Below are 23,301 nucleotides of genomic sequence, written 5' to 3' on the forward strand. Positions count from 1 at the left end.
CGTTCACAGTAGGGCACGCGCGGCGTCGAGCCAGAACGGTACGTCGGCCGCGTGGAACCGCGCCTCGGACGGCTCGATCCGGTCCAGGAACTCGGCGTAGACGGCCGCGTTGCGCAGCGCCGCGACCGGTGCCAGGAGTGCGACCGCGTGCTCGGGGTCGCAGCCGGGCACGGCTGCCCGCCAGCGCGAGGCCCACGACTCGATCAGCGCGGGTGCCTCCGGCATGCCCTCGGTCAGCCGCAGGATGTCGAACGCGGGGTGCCCGGCGAACGCATCGCCCCAGTCGATGATCACCCGAGTGTCGTGTTCGACGATCGCGTTGCCGGGGTGCAGGTCACCGTGGACCAGCGTGTCCGGGACGCCGCACTCGGCGACCGCGGCCAGCCGCGCGTCCAGGCCGTCCGCGAGCGCGGTCAGCGCCGGGTCGCCCGGCGCGTGCGTGTCCAGCACCGCCCGGATCCGGTCCGCGAGCCGGGGCGCGCGCAGGTCCGGCAGGCCGTCGGCGAGCAGCGTGTCCAGGTCCGGCGCGGCCCGCACCCCGATCCGGTGCATGATCGTGGCCAGTTCGTCGCGCGCGGCGGCCCCGGCGCCGTAGAGGCCCGCGCCCGGGACGTGCGCGAGCAGCAGCCGGCCGGGTGGCTGCTCGGCCAGCAGCTCGGGCGCGACGCCGGGGAGCGCGTGACCGAGCCAGCGGAGCACCGCGGCCTCGTGCGCGAAGAACGGCGGCACCTGCTTGATCCAGACCACGTCGCGCGCGATGTCCACCGGTCCGGGCGCGCCGCCGTCCGCGCTCACGGTCTCCAGGCGCCAGATCGCGGAGAGGTTCCAGGTGCGTTGCTGGACCGTGCGGACCACGAGCCGGCCGCGCGAGGCGAGCCGGTCCGCGGCCCAGGCCGTGGTCGCGCCGGGCCCGCCCGCCTCGGCCCACGGCGCCCGCCGGGCGTGCGGCGTCAGCGAGGCGACGTCGGCCTCGTCCGCGTCCACCATGGACGGCGTGCCGGGGCCGTGCAGCTCGGCCGCGTAGACCACCTCGCCGCCGTGCGGGCGGTCGCGGGACGTGCGGAGCAGGCGCAGCACGGTGACGTCCACGCCGTAGTGCTGGCGCGCGCCGTCGACCACGTCGACGACCTCCTGCCACCAGGGCATCGGCACCTCGTACGGCGGGAGCGCGCCGAGCACGGCACCGGAGGGGTCGACCAGGACGAGCGTCACGACGCGGGACATGACCGGTGAACCTATCGGATGCAACATTGATGAGACAGCCGGCCGTTGCCGCGCCGTTCACCGGCCGCACCGGTCTCGCCGCGCCGCCGTGTGGGCCCCCGCAGGAGTGAGCCGTGTGGGCCCCCGCAGGAGTGATCAGCCGTTCGGGTGTTCGGGGCACCGGAGGCCGTGCGGTTGCGGCACGATGTCCGCACCACCTAGACGGCGCCGCCCCCTCGACTTCAATGAGGGGAGCGTCGTCATGCATCACTGGAAGAGACCGGCCGCGCCTTGGGGGGCGGACCGGTGACCGGCAACCCGAGGCCCCGGCTGCGGCCGGGCGACGAGCTCACGCTGGGAGAACAGGACTACAAGTTCGGCGTGGGCCGGCTGTCGATCGTCGTCGAGCAGATCTTGGAACGGGTGACGCTCGACGGGGAGCTCTGGGTACGGGTGCGTGGCCTCTGCCGCCGCGCACCGACGGACGCGGGGGCGGTGCGCGAGATCTACGTTCGCGTGAGCGCCCTGCCGCTACGGAGGTGAGGTAGAGCCGTCTCCGCGCAGACTCGGACGCGGAGCGGCGTACCCCCTCATGCCTCGAATGATCTTGAAGGTGTGCTCTTGTTCCGGTCGGGGATGGGCAGCCGGGTGAGCCACGTCTCGATGAGCGTGGCCGGAGGCGGAATAGTGCGCGGCCGGGCCTGGTTACTTGCCGACGTAATAGTTAAGATTTGAAGGAATCAGCGGTACGACGGAGGCGGGACCAATGCCAATGCAGTTCGGGATCTTCACCGTGGGCGACGTGACCACCGACCCGACGAACGGGCGGACCCCCACGGAGAACGAGCGCATCAAGGCGATGATGCAGATCGCACTCAAGGCGGAGGAGGTCGGGCTCGACGTCTTCGCGACCGGTGAGCACCACAACCATCCGTTCGTGCCGTCCTCGCCGACCACCATGCTCGGCTGGATCGCCGCGCGGACCGAGAAGATCATCCTCTCCACCGCGACCACGCTGATCACCACGAACGACCCGGTGAAGATCGCCGAGGACTACGCGATGCTGCAACACCTGGCGGACGGCCGGGTCGACCTGCTGATGGGCCGCGGCAACACCGGCCCGGTCTACCCGTGGTTCGGGCAGGACATCCGCACCGGCATCCCGCTGGCGATCGAGAACTACGGGCTGCTGCGCCGGCTGTGGCGCGAGGACGTCGTCGACTGGGAGGGCAAGTTCCGCACGCCGCTACAGGGCTTCACGTCCACGCCACGCCCGCTGGACGGGGTGCCGCCGTTCGTCTGGCACGGCTCGATCCGCAGCCCGGAGATCGCGGAGCAGGCCGCCTACTACGGTGACGGCTTCCTGCACAACGGCATCTTCTGGCCGTTCGACCACTCCAAGCGCATGATCGAGTTCTACCGGAAGCGGTGGGCGCACTACGGTCACGGCGCGGAGGACCAGGCGATCGTCGGCGTCGGCGGCCAGATCTTCATGCGGAAGAACTCGCAGGACGCGGTGAACGAGTTCCGGCCGTACTTCGACAACGCGCCGGTCTACGGCCACGGCCCGACGCTCGAGGACTTCAGCCGGGAGACGCCGCTGACCGTGGGGAGCCCGGAGCAGATCACCGAGCGGCTGCTCAGCTACCGCACGCACTTCGGCGACTTCCAGCGGATGATGCTGCTGGTCGACCACGCCGGCCTGCCGCTGAAGACCGTGCTGGAGCAGCTCGACATGCTCGGCGAGGACGTGCTGCCGGTGCTGCGCAAGGAGTTCGCGATCGGCCGCCCGGCACACATCCCGGACGCGCCCACCCACGCCTCGCTGGTCGCCGCGGCCGCGACCGAGAACGTCCTGGAAGAGGTGCAGTCATGACCACCCGGAAGCTGTTCGTGGTGAGCGCGGGCCTGAGCCAGCCCTCGTCGAGCCGGCTGCTCGCCGACCACCTCGCCACCGCGACCGCCCGTGAGCTGCGGGCGCGCGGCGAGGAGGTGGAGGTGCGCACGATCGAGCTGCGCGACCACGCGCACGACGTCGTCAACAACACGCTGACCGGCTTCGCGCCGGGCGCGCTGCGCGAGGTGCTGGACGCGGTCGCGGCGGCGGACGGCCTGATCGTGGTCACGCCCACGTTCCGCGCGTCGTACAGCGGGCTGTTCAAGTCCTTCTTCGACGTGGTCGAGGAGGAGGCGCTCGCGGACAAGCCGGTGCTGATCGGCGCGACCGGCGGCACGCCCCGCCACTCGCTGGTGCTGGAGCACGCGGTCCGGCCGCTCTTCGCCTACCTGCGCTCCGTGGTCGTCCCGACCGGCGTCTACGCGGCCTCGGAGGACTGGGGCACCGGCGGCGGCAAGGCACACCAGGGCCTGGCCCAGCGGATCGACCGCGCGGCCGGCGAGATGGCCGCGTTGATCACGATGCGCGAGCCGGTCACCGTGGCGGACCCGTTCGAGTCGGCGCCGTCGTTCGACCAGCTTCTGGGTTAACCCTGAGTTGGGACATCGGGGGACGGATGGGGCCGTTCCCCGATGTCGGGCACGCCGGATCCGAGGACTCTGGAGTCAGCAAGCAAGACGACAAGGAGTGATCCGAAATGGCTGGCGTGCACACCCACTTTCGCAGTCAGGGCCTGGTCCGGCCGCGTCAGGGCCGTCTGCTGGCCGGCGTCTGCGCCGGGCTGGGGCGGCGCTTCGGCCTGGACGCCAACGTCGCACGGCTCCTGTTCGTGATCGTCCTGCTGGCGGTCCCGGGCAGCCAGCTGCTGATCTACCCGATCCTGTGGATCGTGATGCCGAACGAGGCCGACGACCTCTACCCGGCCGCCCCCGGAGTCTGACCGAGCTCCCGGCCGGTCGCGCTCCCCGGGACCGGCCGGGCCACGGCCGCCCGCCCGCACCCCGCGCGCCGATCTACTCACGGGTGACGGGGCGGGCGGCCCCCACTTCGAGATCGAGGCGTCGTTCATGTCGTTGGAACGACATGAACGACGCCTCGATCTCTGAGGGGGTCAGAGCGTGGGCTTGGCCATCAGGTCGTGCAGCACGGTGATCAGCGCGGTGTCGCCACCGAGGCTCAGGTTGTCCGCGCCCCCGCGGCGCCACAGCCAGAGCAGCACCTCCACCGGGTCGCCGGTAACCGTGGCGACCGCGCTTCCCGTTCCGTCGGTGCTTTCCGGCCCGACGGTGTTTTCCGGATCGTCGGTGCTTTCCGGCCGGTCGGTGCTTTCCGGATCGTCCGTGGTGACGGTCACACCGTCCGGCGCGAGCCGGACGTGCCAGGTCCCGCCCGCGTCCGTGGCGACCCGGACCGTGCGGCCGTCGAGGCCGGCCAGCGCGTCGCCGAAGTCGTCCGGCCAGTTCGTGGAGCCGTGCTCCAGGAAGCGGACCAGCACCTCGTCGACGCCGTCGACCGCCAGGTCCGCCGGGATCGGCGCGCGCGGCAGGCCGGCCGCCAGCTCGCCGTCCACCCGGTGGATCACGGTCTCGTGCGCCATCCGCCGCGCCCAGAAGGCGACGGTCTGATCCCCCGGGTACCACGTCGGGACGGGCTCGCCAGGGTCGCGCGCGGCCAGCTCGGCCGCGAGCGCGGCGAACGCGGAGTCGAAGTCGGCCAGCACGTCACCGCTCTCTGGGGGCGGCGGCCAGTCCTCCGGGAACGCGCCGGTCCGCATGACCTCGGTCTTGTGCCGGTAGACCTGGGTCACATGGTCGGCCAGATCCGTCACGGTCCAGCCCGGACACGTCGGCACCGGCGCGGTCGCAGCCACGGTGATCGCCACACGCAGACGCGCCGCGTCCGCGTGCAGACACTCTCTGAAACGTTCGATGCGCATAGACAGGACACATTATCCGGTACGGCCGGAGCGCACCGCCGATTAAGCGGTCACGGTGTGTGGATATACGCCCTGACCTAAGCATTCGTCCGGACAGTGACGTAACCTTCTTTGCCGTGACGCTCTCCGCGTGGGGCCGGCGAAATCGAACCGCCTCGCCCCCGACTCCGTAAGTCCAGGGAAGGCGGATCTTCACCGCCGCCGAGAGCTTCCCAGCACGACGAGAGGAATTCGTTCTGATGACCCCACTCGGTCGTCGATGTGCCGCAGCGGTCGCCGCGGCCACCACCGCGGTGGCACTGCTGACCGCGCCGCTCTCCCCCGCGAGCGCGGAGCCGAACAACCCGGACGCGGGCGGCAACGCCACTCTGGGTGACGTTCTGGAGTCCACGGGTAAGCGGTACCTCGAGGCCAAGGCCGTGCTGGACGCGTCGAAGAAGAAGCAGGCCGAGATCACCAAGCAGCTCAAGAAGGCCGAGGCCGACCTGGGCGAGCTCACCAAGCAGGTCGGTGACATGGCCTCCCAGCAGTACCGGCAGGGCCGGCTCACCGGTCCGAGCCTGATGCTGGGCAGCGCGGACCCGACCGGGTTCGTCCAGCGGATGACCTCGCTCAACGAGCTGGCCGCACACAACGACGCGAAGCTGCACGAGTACATCGAGGCCCGCGACGCGATCGACCGGTCCAAGGCCGAGCTGGACGCCGAGGTCGCGGAGGAGCAGAAGGCGCTCGCCGCGATCGACAAGCAGAAGAAGGAGGCGGAGAAGGCGCTCACCCTGGTCGGCGGCAACGTCACCACGAACGGCCTGGTCACCGCCACCTCGCCGCAGGCGGCCCCGGGGCCGGGCGCGAACAGCGGCTGGCCGGCCGAGTCGTGCACCCAGGACGACCCGACCACCAGCGGCTGCCTGACGCCGCGCACCCTGCACGCGTACAACGAGGTGAAGAAGGCCGGCTTCAACCGGTTCGTCGGCTGCTTCCGCACCGGTGACATCTGGGAGCATCCGAAGGGACGCGCCTGCGACTGGTCACTACAGAACAGCGGCTTCTCGGTCTGGGACACCGACGACGAACTGAAGTACGGCAACGACCTGATGGCGTTCCTGGTGCGTAACGCCGACCGGCTCGGCATCCTCTACGTGATCTGGAACCGGATGGTGTGGTTCCCGGCCACCGGCTGGAGTTCATACTCCGGCGACAGCACGCACGAGGACCACGTACACATGTCGATCGTCTAGATTTGCTCCCGGCGACGACGATGAGCGGGTGAACACGCTCGAACGACGTCTCTGGGAGGCCTTCCCCACGGGCACGCCGGTCACGGCCGGCCCGGATGGGGAACGTGAGGTCAGCGGCGAGGTCCTGACCCGGTTGCTGCTCGGCGCACAGGCGCCGGAGCCCGGGGCCAGGGCCTCGCTTCGTCTGTCCGGCGCGCGGATCACCGGCGAGTTCTCGCTGCGCTTCGCGCAGGTGGACGCGCCGATCATCCTGGAGGACTGCGAGTTCGAGCGACGGCCCGTGATCAACTGGGCCCGGCTCGGGTTCACCAGCTTCGCCCGGTCCACGCTGCCCGGCCTGCACGCGTCCAACGTGATCGTGGACGGGCACCTCAAGCTGAACGGCGCGCGCGTCGACGGCGAACTGCGCATGCCCGGCGCCCGGATCAGCGGCGGCCTGGTACTGGACCGGGCACGCGTGCGATCGGCGGGAATCGCGCTGCAGGCGGAGCGGATCACGATCGGCGGCGACCTGGCGGCCGGACGCGCGGACATCGAAGGCCTGATCATCGTCTCCCAGGGACGGATCTCCGGCGACGTCGACCTGGACCGGGCCCGGTGCGCGGCGCCGTCCGCGCCGGAGAGCATCGACGAACCGCACGCGCTGCTCGCCGGGAGCCGCGGCGTCATCGGCGCGGACAGCCTGGTGATCGAGGGCGGCTTCTTCGCCCGCGGCGCCACGTTCGACGGCGAGCTGCGCATGTGGCACGGCCGGGTCACCGGCGCGGTCAGCTTCACCGACACCACCATGACGAACCCGGACCGGGTCGCGCTGCGGCTCGACGCCGCCACGCTCGACGGCGGGCTCTTCCTCGGCGGCGCGTTCACCGCGACCGGCGAGATCCGGGCCGCACACGCGCAGATCAGCCGCACGTTCACGCTGCGCGGCGCCCGGCTGTCGAACCCGGGCGGTGCCGCGCTGCGCGCCGAATGGATGACGATGCAGGGCACGCTCGACGCCCGCCGGATCCGGGCCGACGGCCGGGTCGGCCTGGACGACTCGGTGCTGAACGGCCCCGCGAGCTTCAACGGCTCCACGCTGACCAACCCGGGAGGCATCGCACTCAGCCTGAACGGCGTCGTGGCGAGCAACACGGTGAACCTGTGCGACGGCTTCTCCGCGGTCGGGCAGGTGCAGGTCTCCGGCAGCCGGATCGGCAGCGTCCTCTGCCTCGACCTGGCCACGCTGACCGCGTCACCCGATCCGGCGGACAACCGGCGGAGCGCGCCGTTCGCACTGCGGCTGTGGCGGCTTCAGGTGCCCGAACTGCGCATGCGCACGACCGCGGTGACCGGCCCGGTCGACCTGCGCCACGCCCGCGTCGGCCTGCTGCGCGACGACCCGGAGACCTGGCCTTCGGAACTGCACCTGACCGGGCTCACCTACGAGACGCTGGAGCCGGCGGCCACCGAGACCGACCGGCGGGCCTGGCTGGCCCGGGACCCGAGCCAGGCACAGCGGCAGCCGTACGAGCAGCTCGCGGCCGTGCTCCGCGCCCAGGGCGACGACGACGCGGCGCGGTCCGTGCTGCTCACCCGGCAGCGGGCGCGCACCCGGACCGCGGGCTGGCCCGCGCGCATCTGGGGCGTGCTGCAGGACGTCACGGTCGGCTACGGCTACCGCCCGCTGCTGGCCGCGCTCTGGCTGATGGTGCTGCTCGGAGTCGGCACGGCCGCCTACTCGGCGCACCCGCCACGGGCCGCGAAACCGGACGAGGCGCCGGCGTTCCACGCGGTGGTCTACACGCTCGACCTGCTGCTGCCGCTGGTCGACTTCGGCCAGCAGACCGCGTTCCTGCCGGTCGGGGCGTACCAGTGGCTCTCCTACCTGCTGATCGCGGCCGGCTGGATCCTGGCCACCACGATCGCGGCCGCGCTCACCCGCTCGCTGCGCCGCTCCTGAATCCGGCAACCCGGTGGATACCGAGGGCTTACGGGAGGGCACCCGGTCGATTCGTCAGCGTGGCGGCCAGTCGGCCGAATGAACAGGTGTAAGCGAAGAACACACACCGACAGAGATGAGAGTTTCTTGCGCCGCTTCGCCAGCCGGGTCGTTCTTGCCGTTCTTGCTCCCGCCGCCGCTATCGGTATGACGTTGGTCGCTCCGGCGGCGTCGGCGTCCGCCGCCGTGGCGACGGTGACGCTGGAGTCGCAGGTCGTGGCGCTGACGAACGAGGCCCGTGTGAAGGCCGGCTGCAAGAAGCTGACGGTGAACGTCAACCTGGCGAAGGCCGCGCAGGCGTTCTCGAAGGACATGGCGGACAAGAACTTCTTCTCCCACACCGGGGCCGATGGTTCGAACTTCGTGCAGCGTGCGAAGCGGGCCGGATTCAAGAAGACCGCGATGGGCGAGAACATCGCCTGGGGTCACAAGGACGCGCAGGGTGTGATGAAGGGCTGGATGAACAGCCCGGGTCACCGCAAGAACATCCTGAACTGCAAGTCGACCCTGATCGGTGTCGGCGCGGCCCGTAACGCCAAGGGCGTCCTGTACTGGACCCAGGAGTTCGGCAAGTAAGGGACTGGAATGGCCCGGGGCGATGCCCCGGGCCATTCCGTGTTCGAGCCGTCAGGTGCGGCTCAGTGCCGTGATCTCCTGCTGGGTGAGAACACCCTGGTAGAGGCGCACGTCATCGATCGCGCCCGGGAACCAGTCCACCGCCTTGCTGTCGTACCAGCCCCGGCCGATGACCGAGTCGCCACCGGCCAGCCACAGCGGGCCGACGTCCGTGGACCCCTTCAGCTCACCGTCGACGTACAGGCGGATCTTGCCGGCCGCGGCGTCATGAACGCCGACCAGGTGGGTCCAGCGGTTGGGGACCACGCTGCCGGCACCGGCGCTGGCCTTCGTGTAGGAAGACGCCGAGGTCTGCGTGACCAGGAACTGCCACTCCGTCGTGCTCGCGTTGGCGCTCAGCGAGAACGGGTTACGGCCGGAGCCGTCCTGGGCGATGATCGTCCGGGTACCCGTCGTGGGGTTGATCCGCGCCCACGCCGACACGCTGTACGACCGGTTCGTTTGCAGTGCGGTCCGGCTCGTACGGGCCACGGTGTTCGTGCCGTTGAACTCGACGCCCGCGCCGGTCCGGCCGGTCGTCCAGACGCCGTTGACCAGCGTCGCGGACCGACCGGTGCCGGTGCTGTCGGCCAGTGTGGTGCCGTTGTTCTCGTTCATCGCATAGCCGGCCACGGCGGTCTCGGCGGCCCCCTTGGTGAGGACGCCGTCCACACCCGCCCACGGCATCGCATACCACTGGTTGTTGGACGAGTTGCACATCCAGGACGAAATCCGCGCGCCCGCGCTGGACGGGTGGTCCACGCAGGTGTTGGTCGCCGGGTTGTACAACTCGTCACCCGGGCGGGTGGCCCACTGCTGGGTGGCGGCACCGGTGCAGACGCTCAGCTTGAGCCACCTGTCGGTACCGGACCGGACCGGGCCGTTCTGGTCCACGCAGAAGCCGTAGATGCGCAGCGTGCCGTCGCCGGGCAGGGTGAACTGCTGCGCACCGATGCCGGGCTTGCAGTTCACGATCTGAACCTGTGCGTCGACGGCCGCGGTCTCGTTGAGGATGTCCACGCAGAGATTCGAGTGGCCGTTCTTCACCAGCGGGCCGAACGCGGCCCGGCCGGTCGGCAGCGTCCACTGCTGGGTCGCCCCGCCGTGGCAGGTGTGCGCCCACAGCGCCAGCGACCCCGACACCGGCTCCGACGGCGCGTCCAGGCACACGTTGTGCGCGGCGCTGTAGAGCGTGCGGTCCGCCCGGTACTGCCACTGCTGGGTCGCCGTACCGTTGCAGGTGGCGGTGTGCGGGCTCCGGCTCGTGCCGTTGCGGACCGGCCCGTTGGCGTCCACGCAGAGGCCGAAGATGCGCAGCGTGCCGTCGCCCGGGAGGGTGAACAGCTGCGCGTCGTTGCCCTTGCAGAGAATCGCCTGGAACTGGACGCCGGCCGGCCGCGTCGCGTTGATTACATCGACGCAGTTGCCGACCGCGGTGCGGATCTCGCCGAACCGGGTCGCCGCCCGATCGACGCGCACCCGCACGTTGCGGAACGACACCGGGTCGGTCGCGGCGCTGCCCTGCAGTCCGACGAAGCCCGGGTCGAGCAGCCGGTTGTCGGCGGTGGCGACGAAATCGTTGACGACCGTGCCGTTCAGCCGTACCGAGACTCGCCTGCCGTCGACCACGATCTCCAGCGCGTTCCACTGCCCGGCCGGCTTCTCCGCACCGGTGATCGGCGCCTGCGTGCTGTCGATCGCGCCCGTCGCGGCGGCGCCCACCCCCTCCGGTTTGATCTGCACCTCGTACCCGCTGCCATCGGTCAGGCTGCCGGTGACCGGCGACGCCGACCCGATCATCACGCCGGCGTCGGCGCCCGGTCCGGCCGCCCGGTAGTCCAGCCGCAGGGTGTAGGCGGCCGGCATCGACCGCGCCGAGAACCACTGGAGCGTGCTGTTCGGCGACGAGGAGAGCTCGCAACCCGCGTCGATCCGCGTCGCGCCCGCACCCGACGTGCGCCACCCGGCGCTGTTCGGCGAGCGCCCGTCGTAGAGCGCGGTGAATCCGGGCTCGGGCCCGAACGCGCACGAACCGGCCGGGCCGGTCAGTGCCGGACCGCCCACGAAGTAGCCGGTGACCGCGGCGACGACGTCGGTCGCGCCCGCGTCGGTCCGCAGCTCCACCGCGCCGGCACCGTCGGCACGCGGCACGAGCGTGCCGGTCGTCGTCCGGGTCGAGCGCAGCCCTTGCAGGCCGCTCGTCCACGGCAGGGCCTTACCGGCCGGGCGCACGGTCACCGCGCCCGCGCCGTCGCCGACCGCCGAGACGGTCAGTATCGGGGCGGAGACGTCGCGGGGCACGCCCGCCACACCGCCGAGCGACAGCGTGGTCGTCGCGCCCTGCCCGAGCGCGCCGGCCGGTGCGCCGGTGCCGGTGCGGGTGTCCAGCACCTTGGCGGCGCGGGGCAGCGGGACGTACCGGGCACCGGAGCCGGGCGCGAACCAGCCGATCAGGTCGACCGCGATCGCGGTGGTGCCGCGCGCGTTGCGAAGCCGGATCCTGCCATCGTCGCCGATACCGGTCACCGCCAGGTTCCCGCGGACGCTGTTGGCAGCCGGGCCGGCCTCCACGTTCGCGGTGTCCGGCAGCACCTGCGGGTAGAGCTGGACGTACGTGTCCTCGCTGTTCTCCGCGAGCGTCACGTCGAGCAGCACCGACGTGGCGTTCTCCGGCACACCCGCCACGCCGCGCACCGGCAGGGCGTACTCCTCGGCGGCGCCGAATGGGCGCTGGTGGCCGCCGGTCGCGGTGCGCGTGTCGAGCAGCCGCACCGGCGCGTTCGGCGTGACGTAGGTGCCGGCACCGGACGGGCTGAAGTAACCCTGCAGATCGACGTTGACGGTCGCGGTGCCGGACTCGTTGCGGATCGCGACCGTGCGGGCCGCGGACAGTGGCACGATAGCCAGCGCGGTCCGCTTGTCCCCGGCCACCAGGTCCAGGGTGGAGAGGCCCGACGACGTGTTGACGTCCCGGTAGACCTCGATGCGGGTGGCCGTGGACGACCAGGCCGTCACGTTCAGCACCACGGCCGTCGCACCGGCCGGTGCGGTGCTCGACACGGTACGCACCTCGCCGGCGCCGATCGCGGTGTCCTTGATCAGCCGGGTCGGCTGCAGCGGGGTGAAGCCGCCGGTCTGCGGCGTCTGCGGGGTGTCCGGGGCGCCGAGCGCCAGCAGGCCGTGCCCCCAGTCGCTGTCGTACCGGGCAGGGTTGGTCCGCGCCTCCAGCATCCCCTGCAGCGCGGCCGCGTCCAGCGCGCCGTTCGCGCCCTTGAGCAGCGCGGCGGCCCCTGCGACGTGCGCCGCGGCCGCGGACGTTCCGGCCATCGTCGGCGCCGGGCCGAACGTGTACGTGCTCACGCCCGACTGGCCGGTGATGTCCGGCTTGACCCGCCCGTCCACGGTCGGTCCGCGCGAGCTGTAGGCGTCGACCGCGCCGCTCGCGGTCTGCGACGCGCCGACCGCCATCGCGTACGGCGAGGTCGCGGGCTCGAGCAGACTTCCGGCCGCCACCGGATAGGACAGGCTCGTCGCGTCGCCCATCAGAAACAGATCAACCCTGGTCTGCGGGTACGACGCGCGCGCGGCCACGTAGACCCAGTAGGTGAGCGCGCCGCCGGTGCGGTTCTCGATCGTCACCTGCTCGGTCGGCGGCAGCGGCTGTGCGGCGTCCGCCTGAGGGTTCGTCGACTGGGCGACGATCGCGGGATCGCCCGGCCCGGTCGGCTTCCGGTTCACCGACATCACCACGAGGTCCAGATCCTGCCGGGTAGTGGGCCACCCGTCCCAGCGCAGGCTCACGGTCGCGCTACCCGCACCCGGGATCGTGAAACCGTTGCCCTGTGCGGTGCCGGCGACTTCCACGTACCCGTCGGCGTTGGCGTCGGCGGCAGCGCCGCCCCAGTGCAGCTGCGCCTGGTTACCGGCGGCGGCCACCCAGAGAATGCCGGCGTCCCGCGCCGCGCGCACCACGGCCGCCGGCGACCCGGCGGCCCCGGTACCGTCGCCACGACCGGTGTTCGGGAAGCCGACCGCGCCGGTCACGACGTCGACGTCCTGCGCGATCAGCCACTCCACGGCCGACGCGAACGTCATCGAGTCCGGCGCGCATGCCAGGAACAGCGTGGCGTCCGGCGCCATGTCGTGCACGATCTCGGTGACGGCGGTGCCGTGCGACGAGCCGTTCTCCACCGGGCAGTCGTCCCCGTGCAGCGTCACACCGGCCGCCAGGTCACCCGCCGCCTGCGCGTCGGCGAGCCCGTCGAACCCGATGTCGACGATGCCCACCTTGACCCCGGCGCCGGTCTTGCCGTTGCGCTTCCAGGCACCGGCGCCGGACGCCTCGATCCCCTCGGAGGTGACGGCGAGCGGGAAGGCGCGGTCCGGCTGGCGTACCGAGACGACGCCGTCCTGCTCCGCGAGCGCGACCAGGTTGCGACCCGGCACGGCCGCACGGACGCGGTCGCCGCTGGTCTGCAGCACCTCGCCGTCGGCGGCCTCGACCGCCTCGGCGGCCGCCGCACCGTCGACATAGACGAACGTCCGCCCGGCCTCGTCCCGGGCGGGCGTCTCCACCGTGCCGAACCGCCGGTCACCGATCGCGGGCAGCAGCCCGACATCGAGTGCGCGCGGCACGTCCGGCTGGACGTGGTCGCCACGCGAAGCGGGCTCGGCCGACGCGGGCGTGGCACCTGCCACGAGTCCGCCACCGGCGAGAGCGGCGGCCACGACCGCGGCCACCGTCCCCCGTATCGATCTCACAGAATCCTCCCCAGGATTGCGAAACAACGTGCCGGCTCAGGCCGGCGGCAACACGACCCCGTCCGGGTTCGTGGCGAGTTCATAAAGGAACCGGGAAACCGACATCGGGTACGCCACGTGGTGGCGGAGCGAGGCGTCGAGCGCGACCACGGGCCATTCGTAGGAATCGCCGGAGATCCGGGCCCAGCCTAGGTAGCCGCCGCCGTCGAGGCGACCCCACGGCATCAGGCCGTCGGACTCGGGGTGGATCGTACCGTGCGGGCCTTCGCCACGCTTTCGCTCAGCGGCGACCCGTTTGCTAAGAGCTTCGCCGACCGCGAAGAAGTCGTGGTCGGAGCCGTCCGGCACGCACAGCCTGGCAGGCCCGACCGTCACCACGCCGAGGGTGGCGACGATGTTGCGGTAATCGCTGGGCAGCATCTGACGCGCCCGTGTGAACAGCTTGTTCGGGCTGAAGCCGCGCACCGCGACGGCCTGGACCAACGGCGCTAGGGTGCGAGCCGAGACGCTTTCGAGGATCCGGGGCGTGTAGGGCTGCAACTGCTCGATCCAATAGTGCCCGTCCGGCTTGGATACTCCTTCCTCCGGAGCGGGCTCGAACCCGTCAAGCGGCGTGAATTCCGGCGGCTGGACCTCCTCCGCGATGTATGCCAGAACCTCGATGACGGGTGGCACGGTCACCACCGCGGCGACCGCAGCCGCCGTCGGCAGGTTGACGACCGGCCAGGGCTCCCGTCCGCTGCTACAGATGATCGTCGGCCAGGTGTCCGGGTGGCCGGCGCCCGGCTGCCAGCAGAGCACGTAGTCGAAGCCCACGATCGCCCATGGGATCAGCCCGTCACCGGTCGGATAGACCCGATGAGTGCCCGGCTGTTCCCGCGCCCAGTCGGCGACGATCGCGGCGTAACCGGCGATCTCGCGACGGAATTCAGCCGCGCCGGCGAAAGCCGCCGGGTGCAGGACTTTCAGGAAGGTCTGGAACTCACCGGGCGGGAACGCGTCGACCAGTGCCCGATATTCACGTGGAAAAGGAATGCCGATCTCGGTCTCGAGAATACGCCAGTCCACCGCCGATTCGGCGCCTTCCCAGCCCACCGCCTGACGCAATGCCAAAATGTTCTCACTCACCGTTTGTTCTCGATTCTGATGTAGACGCTGCCCCGCTTGCTGGCGACGACGATGTTGATGAAGGTCGGAACCGGATAGCCCCTGGGATCGTTATTGCGGAACTCGGGCTGCACGCGATAATAGACGGTTTCACCGCTCTGCACCCAGCTGCGAACCACCTGTTCGGTACCGTGCCACATGGCGCTGGAGTTCACTCTGTTCTGGTAGATGGCAACGATGTTTCTCGGATCCGTGCCGCTTCCACCGAGCGTGTTCGCAATCAGGTGGCCACGCGCCATTCCGTTCCCGCTCCGATATCCGCGAGGTGTGAACTTGGCAGCGGTTCCCTCGGGGATATAGCCACCCTTGTAACAGGCCTCGGCAGCCGAAGCGACCCCGCCCCTCAACGGATAGTACGTAGGCAAAGACGACGCCGACCTGCTGGTGAGGCACCGATCCCGGTTCTTGTCGTAAGCCGCCAGATTCGGATCGTTCCTCCCGTCGGTCGCAACCACCCTTTCGTTGTCGTAGTGAACTTTTCCGGCCGCGTCGATGAATTCCTGCACCAGAGGGCTGGCCGGGAGCGTCACTATGTTGGTGACCTCCAGGGCCTTGGACGTGAGGTCCGGGCCGGGGTCGACGCGGGTGGTGCCGGGACGGTCCACGACGAGGATCGGGACGCGGGGCTTGACCTGGGAGCCCGGCGGGGGCGGCGGGTTCGCGATCAGCAGCGGCGGGATCCACGGCGGGGGCGGTGGGGGTGGATACGGGAGGTAGCCGCCGACGCCGAGGCCACCGCCGCCGGGTGCGCCGGAGCCGCCGCCCGCGCTGCCGAAGCCGGTGGTGCCGAGCTGGAACAGCGCGCCGATCCAGAACGCGAGGACGCTGAGGAAGCCGCCTCGGCCGGCCCCATTCCCGGTTCCGTTTCCGGGCTGGGTGCCGCTGCCCGGCCGGGTTCCGGCGTCGGCGCCTTTCTGGCACTCGACGAACCAGGTGTAGCCCATCTTGCACCAGTTCCTCGGCTGGCAGATCGCCTGGCTGGAGTCATGCTCCGCGCCACCGGGGGTGCGGCACATGCCTCCGGTGGGCGCGCCGTCCTCGACGAGGACCTCCCACAGGATTGTGGGGATCACGGTCCACGGGGTCTTGCGGGTGACGTTGCGGACCCCTCGCGGGACGATCGGGTTCGGCGGTCGGGCCGTCACCCTTGGTGCATAGGCCGGGAGGTTTTCCTTGGGGAGCACATATCTGGTCGGCGCCGTCGGCGGCGCGGTGATGGTGCGGTTGCCGATCTCGCCGATGAGGACCGCGTGGCCGGTCGGGTCCGTGTTGCCGACCGGGTCGCCGTTGCCGTACGCGTAACGGTTGGCGTTGCCGTTCGTCCCGGGCGCGTTGGTCTGCGTGTCCCGGCTGAGGAACGTGCCGGACGCCGGGTCGTACCAGCGCGACGCCATGTTGACCGCGCCGGTGAACGTGTCCGTCCACCCGCCCTGGTAGCCGAGCGCCGGTGTCTCCCCGCTCGCCGCGATGACCTTGCCGAACGGGTCGTACGTGCGGGTGTCACCCGCGCCCGCCGACAGGTACCGGCCGATGACGTCGTCGTGCCGGTCCGTGAAGAGCATCCGGCCGGTCGCCGCGGTCACCGCCCGGTCGGAGAACGGCGCCCCGAGCGCGTCCCGGCTGACCACCTGCGTGCCGTCGGAGACGAGCTGGTTGCCGGTGCCGTCGTAGCTGAGGCCGCCGGCGCCGTTGCGGGTGGCGAGCCGGTCGAGCGCGTCGTAGCCGTAGGTGGTGGCGCCGTCCGTAATCAATCGTTCGAAGGCGTCGTGGGCGAGGTTGCGGACGCCGGCGGTGCCGTTCTTCGGCGTGACCGTGTCGAGCGTGCCGCGCGGCGTGTACGTGTACGTGCTCGTACCGTCGTCGACGAGCTGGTTCTGCGCGTTGTAGGCCGCTGTCGCCGCGCCCACGCCGGTCCGGTTGCCCGCGTCGTCGAACGTGTACGCCGTCGTCGTGCCTCCGGTGGTCCAGGTCGACAGCCGGTTCGCGCCGTCGTACGTGTACGTGTTCGCCGTGGTCCCGGACGGCTGGTACACCTTCTTGCCGGTGACGTTGCCGTCCTTGTCGTAGCCGTAGTCGTTGCCGAGCAGCACGCGCGGGGGCAGGCCGACGTTGATCGTCTGCTGCACCTGGTCGGTGGCGAGTCGGTTGAGTTCGTCGTAGGTGAGGACGCGCCGCACCGTCCGGCTGACCGCCCGGTCCGTGACCGAGCCGAGCCGGCCGGCCTCGTCGTAGGCGTAGTCGACGGTGCGCGCGGTGACCGGGTCGGTGAACGACGCGGGCCGTCCCGCACCGTCGTAGGTGAACGTGGCGGTCCCGGCCGCGTCGGTGCGCAGCACCATGTCGCCGTCGCCGGACCAGCCGTAGACGCTGCGGCCGCTCGCACCGCCGGTCTCGACCAGGCTGCCCCGGTCGTTGTAGCGGAACGTGGTATCCCCGGCCGCGCCGGACATGCGTACCACCCGGCCGTCCGCGTCGTACTCCAGCCGTCGGTCCTGGGTCGCCGCGTCGGCACCGGTGCCGCGCTCGATCGTGGGCCGGCCCTGGGCGTCGTACTCCTGGGTACGGACGACGTTGCCGGGCAGGCGGGTGGTGACGGCCTGTCCGGCCGCGTCGTAGCCGATGGTCCAGGTGCGCTGCGCCGGGTCGGGCGTGCTCGGCGTGGCCGGCTCGATCGTCGACTCGGTCAGGCCCCAGACGTTGTACGTGTACCCGGTGACGTTCCGGTTCCCGTCGACGTACCGGGTCATCCGCCCGGCGACGTCGTAGCCGGTCTCGACGCGCAGCACCGTGCCGCCACCGGCGTCGGTGTTCTGGGCGACGAGCCGGTCGAGGAGGTCGTACTCGAAGGTGCTCCGGCGTCCCTCGCCGCTGACCGAGGAGAGCACGTTGCCGTTCGGGTCAAGCTCGCTGACGGTGGTGCGCAGCACCGTATCGCCGCGACGCTGCTCGGCCGCGACCGTCCGGCCCGCGAGGTCGAAGGTGGTGGCGACGGTAAGGCCGCCGGGGTCGGTCTGGGCCCGGATCCGGCCGGCGATGTCGTAGTCGATGGTAGTGGTCAGTCCCGCGGGGTCCGTCATCGTGGCGAGTTCCCCGGCGCCGTTGTACGTCATCCGGGTGGTGCGCCCCTGCGGACTGGTGGTGCGGACCGGCCGGCCGGCGTCGTCGTACTCGGTGGTGGTGGTCAGGTAGGAGACCGGCGCCGGCTCCCGTTCGACCGTGGTCGCGGTGATCTGCCGTCCGAGGTCGTCGAAGGAGCCGAGCGTCTGGACGCCGACGGGCGAGGTGACGGACAGCTGCTCACCGGCCCGGCTGTACCGGTACGTCGTGGTGGACGGCGCGTCGCCGACCGGCGGCAGTGTCTCCGTCAGCACGTTGCCGTGCGGGTCGTAGCCGGTCTCGAAGACGCCCTGCAGCGGGTCGGTCGTCTTGCTCATCCGGCCCAGGCGGTCGTACTCGAAGGTGGTGACCGGGATGATCGTGACCCGGCCGGGCGGCGCGTGGGCGGGCCCGGTGACCGACACCATCCGGCCGTCCAGGTCGTACGCGCTGCTGGTGACCGCGCCGGCCGGTTCCCGGACCTCGGTCGGCTCGCCGAATGTGTTGTAGCCGGTGACCTCGGCCGGGCGGATGTTCGTGGCCTTGACGCCGTTGGTCCAGGTGTCCACGGCCGGCGCGACGGTCCTGGTCAGCGCGCCGTTCGCGTCGTATTCGTAGTCGGTGGTGGCCAGGCGCGCGTTGCGCTTGGTGCGCGGCAGCCCGCGTTCGTCGTAGGTGACGGCGCTGGTGAGCGTGCCGCCGCCGTCGAGCGCCACCTCGGCGGTGGCGACCTGGTTGTCCGGGCCGTATTCACTGCGGACGGTCTCGGTCCGGCCGGGCTGGGCCGCGCCGGTGGCGTCCGCGCGGACCGGGTTCCCGTCCGCGTCACGCTGGTAGGTGACGGTGCGCTTCAGCCCGTCCGGGTCCTCGGTCTCCTGCGCGACGAAGCCCGCCGGGTCGTAGGTGTAGGCGGTGGTGACGCCGTTCGCGGTGCGCCGGGCCGGGTTGCCGGCCGGGTCGTAGGTGACCTGTTCCAGCGTGACGTCGCGGGTCCGGCCGTCCGCGCCGGTGAACGCGGGCCGGTACGACGAGGCGAGCAGCCCGTCGTCGTAGTACGTATACCGGGTGATCCGCCCGGCCGCGTCGGTGTGCTGGGCGAGCCGGCCGGCTGGGTCGTACCCGCGCCACTCCAGCGTGAGCAGCGTGGCCCTGGAGTCCTGCGGGTCGACGCCCGGGCCCTCGGCGGTGCTTGTCAGCAGCCGCATCTGGTCGTCGTGGAGGCTCGACCACCGGATGCCGGCCGGGTCGGTGGTGGTGATCTTCAGCCCGTCCGGTGAGTACGAGGTGGTGGTCACCGCGCCGCCGGGTGCGGTCGTGCTGACCAGTCGGTCGTGCGCGTCATAGGCGTACGTCACGGTGCGTGCCGGGTCGCCGCCGGTGGCGTCGGACTCGGTGACCGACAGGGTGTTGCCGTTGCCGTCGTACTCGTAGGTGCTGACCTTCTGGTGGGTGACCCCGGTGACGGCGTTGCGCACCGGCGGTCCGGTCTCGGTCTTGACGTCTCCGCCCGGCGTGTACGTCACGGCGCGGCTGGACAGCATCACGTCGCCGCCGTTGCGTTCGGTGACGGCCGTGACCCGGCCCAGGTCGTCGTAGGTGTACGAGGTCCGGAGCCCGCGCGGGGACGTCTGCACGCTCAGGTCACCGTTGGCGCGGTAGGCGTAGCCGGTCAGCTGACCGCGCCGGCCGACGTGCTGCAGCAGCGACCCGGCCGGGACGACACCGCCCCCGTCCGCAGGCTCGGTGCCGCGCGCGTACGTCCACGTCTCGGTCGGCGCTATGGTGACGCCCGCCGGCTTCGGGGAGACGGTCTTCGTCAGCCGGCCGGCCTCGTCGTACTCGAACACGGTGCGGTAGGTGGTGTCCGCCGGCCCGGTGGAGCGAGCATCGGACCGTGAGGTCACCTTGTCGTTGCGGGGATCCAGCGGATTCGCGGTGTTGAGGTAATACGTCGAGTAGCCGGTGTGGCACGCGCCGACGGCCCGGCAGGTCTGGGTGGACAGCACATTGCCGCGCGCGTCGGTGGTGTACGAGACCGTGTGGTTGTTCGGGTCGGTGACCCTGGCGAGGAAGCCCGCGGTGTTGTAGTCGTAGAACGTCCCGGCACCGTCGTGCTTAACCGACATGATCCGGCCGCCGTGGTCGTAGTCGACCTGGTACGTCCAGTCCGGGTACGGGCCGTGCAGGCCGATGACGCCGATGCCGCCGTTGGGGGTGGGCGCGTCGAGCGTCCAGGCGCGCCCCCAGCTGTCGGTCAGCGTGCGGACGCGGTCGGCGACGTTGTCGTACCCGATCGTGGCGAAGCGGCGGGCGTCCTGCGGCAGCACGACGCCGGTGAGCACGTCGGTTCCGGTCCTGGCCGCGTAGTGCCCGGCGACCGAGAGCGCGCTCAGCGAGTTGGTGTAGACCGCGACCTCGTCGATCACCCCGTCGAAGTGGAAGGCCTCGCCGTTGGTGGCCGGCCAGTCCTTGCCGTGCCCGACGCCCAGCGTGTACTGGGTCTGCTCGTCGTGGTCGATCACCCCGGACGCGACCGTCCTCTGCGCGACGCCGTCCACGTAGAGGGTCTGCGTGTCGATCGAGGCCGACAGCACCGCGTGGTGCCACCGGCCGTCGTTGACGGCGGCGTCGCTGACGGCCTGCCGCGGACCGTCCGGCTCGGGCACGGCGAAACCGCCGTAGAGCAGCCCGTCCACCCCGACGTACAGCACGGGCGTCGATGCGGTGGCGGCGGCCGGGAACGGCTGGCCGGCCTGGGAGCTGAGGAGCGTGCCGGACTCGGTGGTCCTGAACCACAGTTCGACCGCCGCTGACATGGACGCGCTGGTCAGCTTAGCGGGCAGCGCGACGCGGCTGCTGACACCGTCGAAGACGGCCGCACGGTCGGTGCTGCCGCCGATGGCGCCGTCGGCGTTCAGCACGACGCCGGTGTACGTTCCGGCGTCGGCGCCCGGCGAGCGGGCGGACACGCTGGCGGCGGACGGCCCGGAGGTCTCGCCGAGCCGCCAGTAGGCACGCGGGCTGTCGTTGAGGATCGCGGTGCGGTAGTGGTTACCGGCCGTGTACTCGTACCGGGTGCAGTTCGGGGCCGGGTCGGGCCCGCAGACGGAGGTCAGCCGGTCCCCGTCGTAGCCGTAGGTCCACATCGGCCCGTCGTTGGCGCGGACGCCGGTGACGTGCCCGCCCGACCAGTTCAGGGTGAGCCGCCGGCGGCTGACGTCGTTGACGATCTCGACGGCCCGGTCGTCCGGGCCGTAGCGCAGCGTCTCGGTGAGACCGTCCTGGTCGATCAGCGTGGCCAGGCGGCCGAGCGCGTCGAAGACCCAGCGGTCACCGGTCGCGTCGCGCAGCGTCCAGGTGGCGGTGGCCTGATCACGAACCAGGGTCAGCGCCTGGCCCTGCGGCGGTGCGTAGGAGCCGTCCGGGTTACGGCCGAACCGCACCTGCCGGCCGGTCGCCAGCGTGACCACGACGCTGGCACCGGTGGCCGCGCCCGCGATCCGGTCCTCGGCCAGCCGGGTGTCGATCCGCGACGACCATCCGGTGCCGAACGCGTTGTCCCGCCGCGGATCCAGGCTGTTGTAGGTGCGGGTGACGGTCAGGTCCGGGCCGACCGTGGCGACCGACGCGTCGGTGGCCACGGTGGAGTAGTTGCCGATACCGGGGTTGACACCCGGCGCCTGCGCGCCGTGCGGGTTTCCGGCGAGGTTGGACGTGATGGCCGGCTGCGGCACCCGGGTGGTGAGTGTGAGGGGCCCCGCGTACGGTCCGGCACCGATGGTGTCGTGCACACGCACCCACCAGTAGTAGGTGCTCGACCACTTCAGGGCCGGCGGGGTCCACGTCCGGCCGGTGAAGCCGGAGGTCTTGCAGTCGGTGGGCTTCTCCGGCGTCCCGGAGCAGATCCTGAAGTCGTACGTGAGCTTCGCGCCGGACGGCCAGTTATCCGGGTCGGTGCCCTCGGCGTACAGGGTCGGGGTGATCGTCTCCACCACGCCACCGGAGCCGGGCTGCTGATAGTTCGACGCCGGGAGCACGTTGCTCACCTTGATCGGGAAGGTGCCGATCGGTACGCCGTACGCGCTGTTGAAGGCGGTTCCAGCCGCGTTGTACATCTGGATCTCGACCGTGTAGTCGCCGGGCGTGACGGCCGGCAGCGGCACCTTGATGGTGCCGGATGCCATCGGGGCGATCGCTGCGGACGGCGCGATCCTCGTCCCGGTGGCGACGGTCGTCGTGCCCCGCTTGATGACGGCGCCGAGCTTGAAGCCGCCGCCCGCCGCCCAGGTGCTGCCACCCTGGTTGGTGACCGTGACGGTGGCCTCCCCGGCGGTGACGTTGGTCGGCAGCAGCACCTCGTCCACCGCATAGGCCGCGCCCTCGTCGGAGTAGGTGATGCTCAACTGCGGCGGATTGGCGCTCTCCGCGGCCGCGAAGCGCTTGAACTGGGAGTTCGCCTTCTCGTTGGGGACACGCACGCTTAGCCCGTGGAACGGCCGGCCGTGCGTCCACCCGGTCGCGTCGTCGGCGTTGACCGCCAGCGATTCCCAGGCCGGGCCGCACGTCGCGGAGCTGCCCTGGTGCGCGAAGGAGCGGGTCTCGTAGGCCCCGTTGACGGAGGCTCCGGGCCAGCGCGCCGCGGACGGCGACCACGGCTCACCGACGCGGTAGACGGTGACCGGCGTCGGCGTGCACGACGCCGACCAGGTGTTGTAGAGCGTGAGTGCGGCACCGTTGACGTACTTGTTCCGCAGCGCCGTTGAAAGGCTGCCGAAGTCCACGTAGGCCCGGCCGATGTGCACGCCACCGTCCTGGGTGCCGACCTGGAGGTCGAGTGAGCCGGATTGGTCACCGGCGTCCTTCATCACGAACGTGTCGCCGTCCGTCCGGACCGCCGTGCCGGCCGCGATCAGCGCGGTCATGGTGCCGTCCGCGTTGCTGAACAGGCGGATCCCGTCGTCGGGCTGCGCGACCAGCGTGCTGGTCGCCGCGTCGTAGCTGCTGCCCGGTGCGGCCGTCCGGGTCGTCTCGGGGCGAATCCGCTGCGGGACGGCGGTCACCGGGCGCTCGGTCCGCGGCACGGCCAGCCGGTCAGGAACGGCGCCCGCCGGTCGCACGCCGACCCGGCCGGTCACCGGCGGTGCCGCATCCGTGGCACCGGTGGGCAGGGTGTGTTCCCCGTCGGCCGGTGCCCGTCCCGCGCGCGGTTCCGGCGCCGAGTCGAAGGCGCCGGCCGGCCGGGCGGGCTGCGGCTCCGCGGCGGCCACAGCGAGCGCGGGTGGCACCTCCAGGCCCTGTCCTACCAGCACTCCGGCGATTACGCACGCGAGAACGCGACGCCATGCGATCACAGCTGTCTCCCCGTCGGTCCGGTCGCAAGGACAGAACACTCAGGACCGACCAGTTC

At 71.3% G+C, this 23,301-nt stretch carries 12 protein-coding genes; 7 read left to right on the forward strand and 5 right to left on the reverse strand.

All coding sequences use genetic code 11. The features are described from left to right. Positions 1-3: 3 nt before the first annotated feature. Entirely contained in the window at positions 4-1,224 is a 1,221-nt protein-coding gene (locus J2S43_RS24500) for a phosphotransferase family protein (protein ID WP_306832993.1), read from the reverse strand. Between the two features lie 285 nt (positions 1,225-1,509). On the opposite strand from J2S43_RS24500, the gene J2S43_RS24505 reads away from it, so the two are divergent. The 4 genes from J2S43_RS24505 to J2S43_RS24520 all read left to right on the forward strand — a co-directional run bounded on the left by J2S43_RS24505 (position 1,510) and on the right by J2S43_RS24520 (position 4,040). Beyond that, positions 1,510-1,746, forward strand: a complete 237-nt coding sequence (locus tag J2S43_RS24505) for a hypothetical protein (RefSeq protein ID WP_306832995.1) — start codon at positions 1,510-1,512, stop codon at positions 1,744-1,746. 229 nt (positions 1,747-1,975) lie between these two features. Next, entirely contained in the window at positions 1,976-3,079 is a 1,104-nt protein-coding gene (locus J2S43_RS24510; RefSeq protein ID WP_306839419.1) for an LLM class flavin-dependent oxidoreductase, read from the forward strand. After that, entirely contained in the window at positions 3,076-3,690 is a 615-nt protein-coding gene (locus tag J2S43_RS24515) for an FMN reductase (RefSeq protein ID WP_306832997.1), read from the forward strand. Before J2S43_RS24510 ends, J2S43_RS24515 begins: the two co-directional genes overlap by 4 nt. Positions 3,691-3,797: 107 nt before the next feature. Beyond that, positions 3,798-4,040, forward strand: a complete 243-nt coding sequence (locus tag J2S43_RS24520; protein ID WP_306832999.1) for a PspC domain-containing protein — start codon at positions 3,798-3,800, stop codon at positions 4,038-4,040. Positions 4,041-4,211: 171 nt separating this feature from the next. Here the strand turns inward: J2S43_RS24520 and J2S43_RS24525 are convergent, their stop codons facing one another. Then, a complete protein-coding gene (locus tag J2S43_RS24525) occupies positions 4,212-5,036 on the reverse strand; it encodes a maleylpyruvate isomerase family mycothiol-dependent enzyme (RefSeq protein WP_306833001.1) in 825 nt (274 codons plus the stop codon). Positions 5,037-5,275: 239 nt separating this feature from the next. On the opposite strand from J2S43_RS24525, the gene J2S43_RS24530 reads away from it, so the two are divergent. The 3 genes from J2S43_RS24530 (at position 5,276) to J2S43_RS24540 (ending at position 8,831) form a co-directional block, all read left to right on the forward strand. Then, a complete protein-coding gene (locus J2S43_RS24530; protein WP_306833003.1) occupies positions 5,276-6,274 on the forward strand; it encodes a coiled-coil domain-containing protein in 999 nt (332 codons plus the stop codon). A 28-nt stretch (positions 6,275-6,302) separates the two neighbouring features. Further along, positions 6,303-8,216, forward strand: coding sequence for a hypothetical protein (locus J2S43_RS24535; protein WP_306833005.1), 1,914 nt, complete (start codon positions 6,303-6,305; stop codon positions 8,214-8,216). 126 nt (positions 8,217-8,342) lie between these two features. Then, positions 8,343-8,831, forward strand: a complete 489-nt coding sequence (locus J2S43_RS24540) for a CAP domain-containing protein (RefSeq protein ID WP_306833007.1) — start codon at positions 8,343-8,345, stop codon at positions 8,829-8,831. A 51-nt stretch (positions 8,832-8,882) separates the two neighbouring features. Here the strand turns inward: J2S43_RS24540 and J2S43_RS24545 are convergent, their stop codons facing one another. Genes J2S43_RS24545 through J2S43_RS24555 form a run of 3 tightly spaced genes read right to left on the reverse strand, consistent with a single transcriptional unit; the run spans position 8,883 to position 23,203 of the window. After that, positions 8,883-13,631, reverse strand: coding sequence for a ricin-type beta-trefoil lectin domain protein (locus tag J2S43_RS24545; protein ID WP_306833009.1), 4,749 nt, complete (start codon positions 13,629-13,631; stop codon positions 8,883-8,885). 36 nt (positions 13,632-13,667) lie between these two features. After that, positions 13,668-14,759 carry a hypothetical protein gene (locus tag J2S43_RS24550; protein WP_306833011.1) on the reverse strand — a complete coding sequence of 364 codons (1,092 nt, stop codon included), beginning with the start codon at positions 14,757-14,759 and terminating at the stop codon, positions 13,668-13,670. Further along, positions 14,756-23,203: an RHS repeat-associated core domain-containing protein gene (locus tag J2S43_RS24555; RefSeq protein ID WP_306833013.1), complete on the reverse strand. Its 8,448-nt coding sequence runs from the start codon at positions 23,201-23,203 to the stop codon at positions 14,756-14,758. Before J2S43_RS24555 ends, J2S43_RS24550 begins: the two co-directional genes overlap by 4 nt. Positions 23,204-23,301: the final 98 nt, after the last annotated feature.

Origin of the sequence: Catenuloplanes nepalensis (genome assembly GCF_030811575.1) — a bacterium.
Classification (GTDB): Bacteria; Actinomycetota; Actinomycetes; order Mycobacteriales; family Micromonosporaceae; genus Catenuloplanes; species Catenuloplanes nepalensis.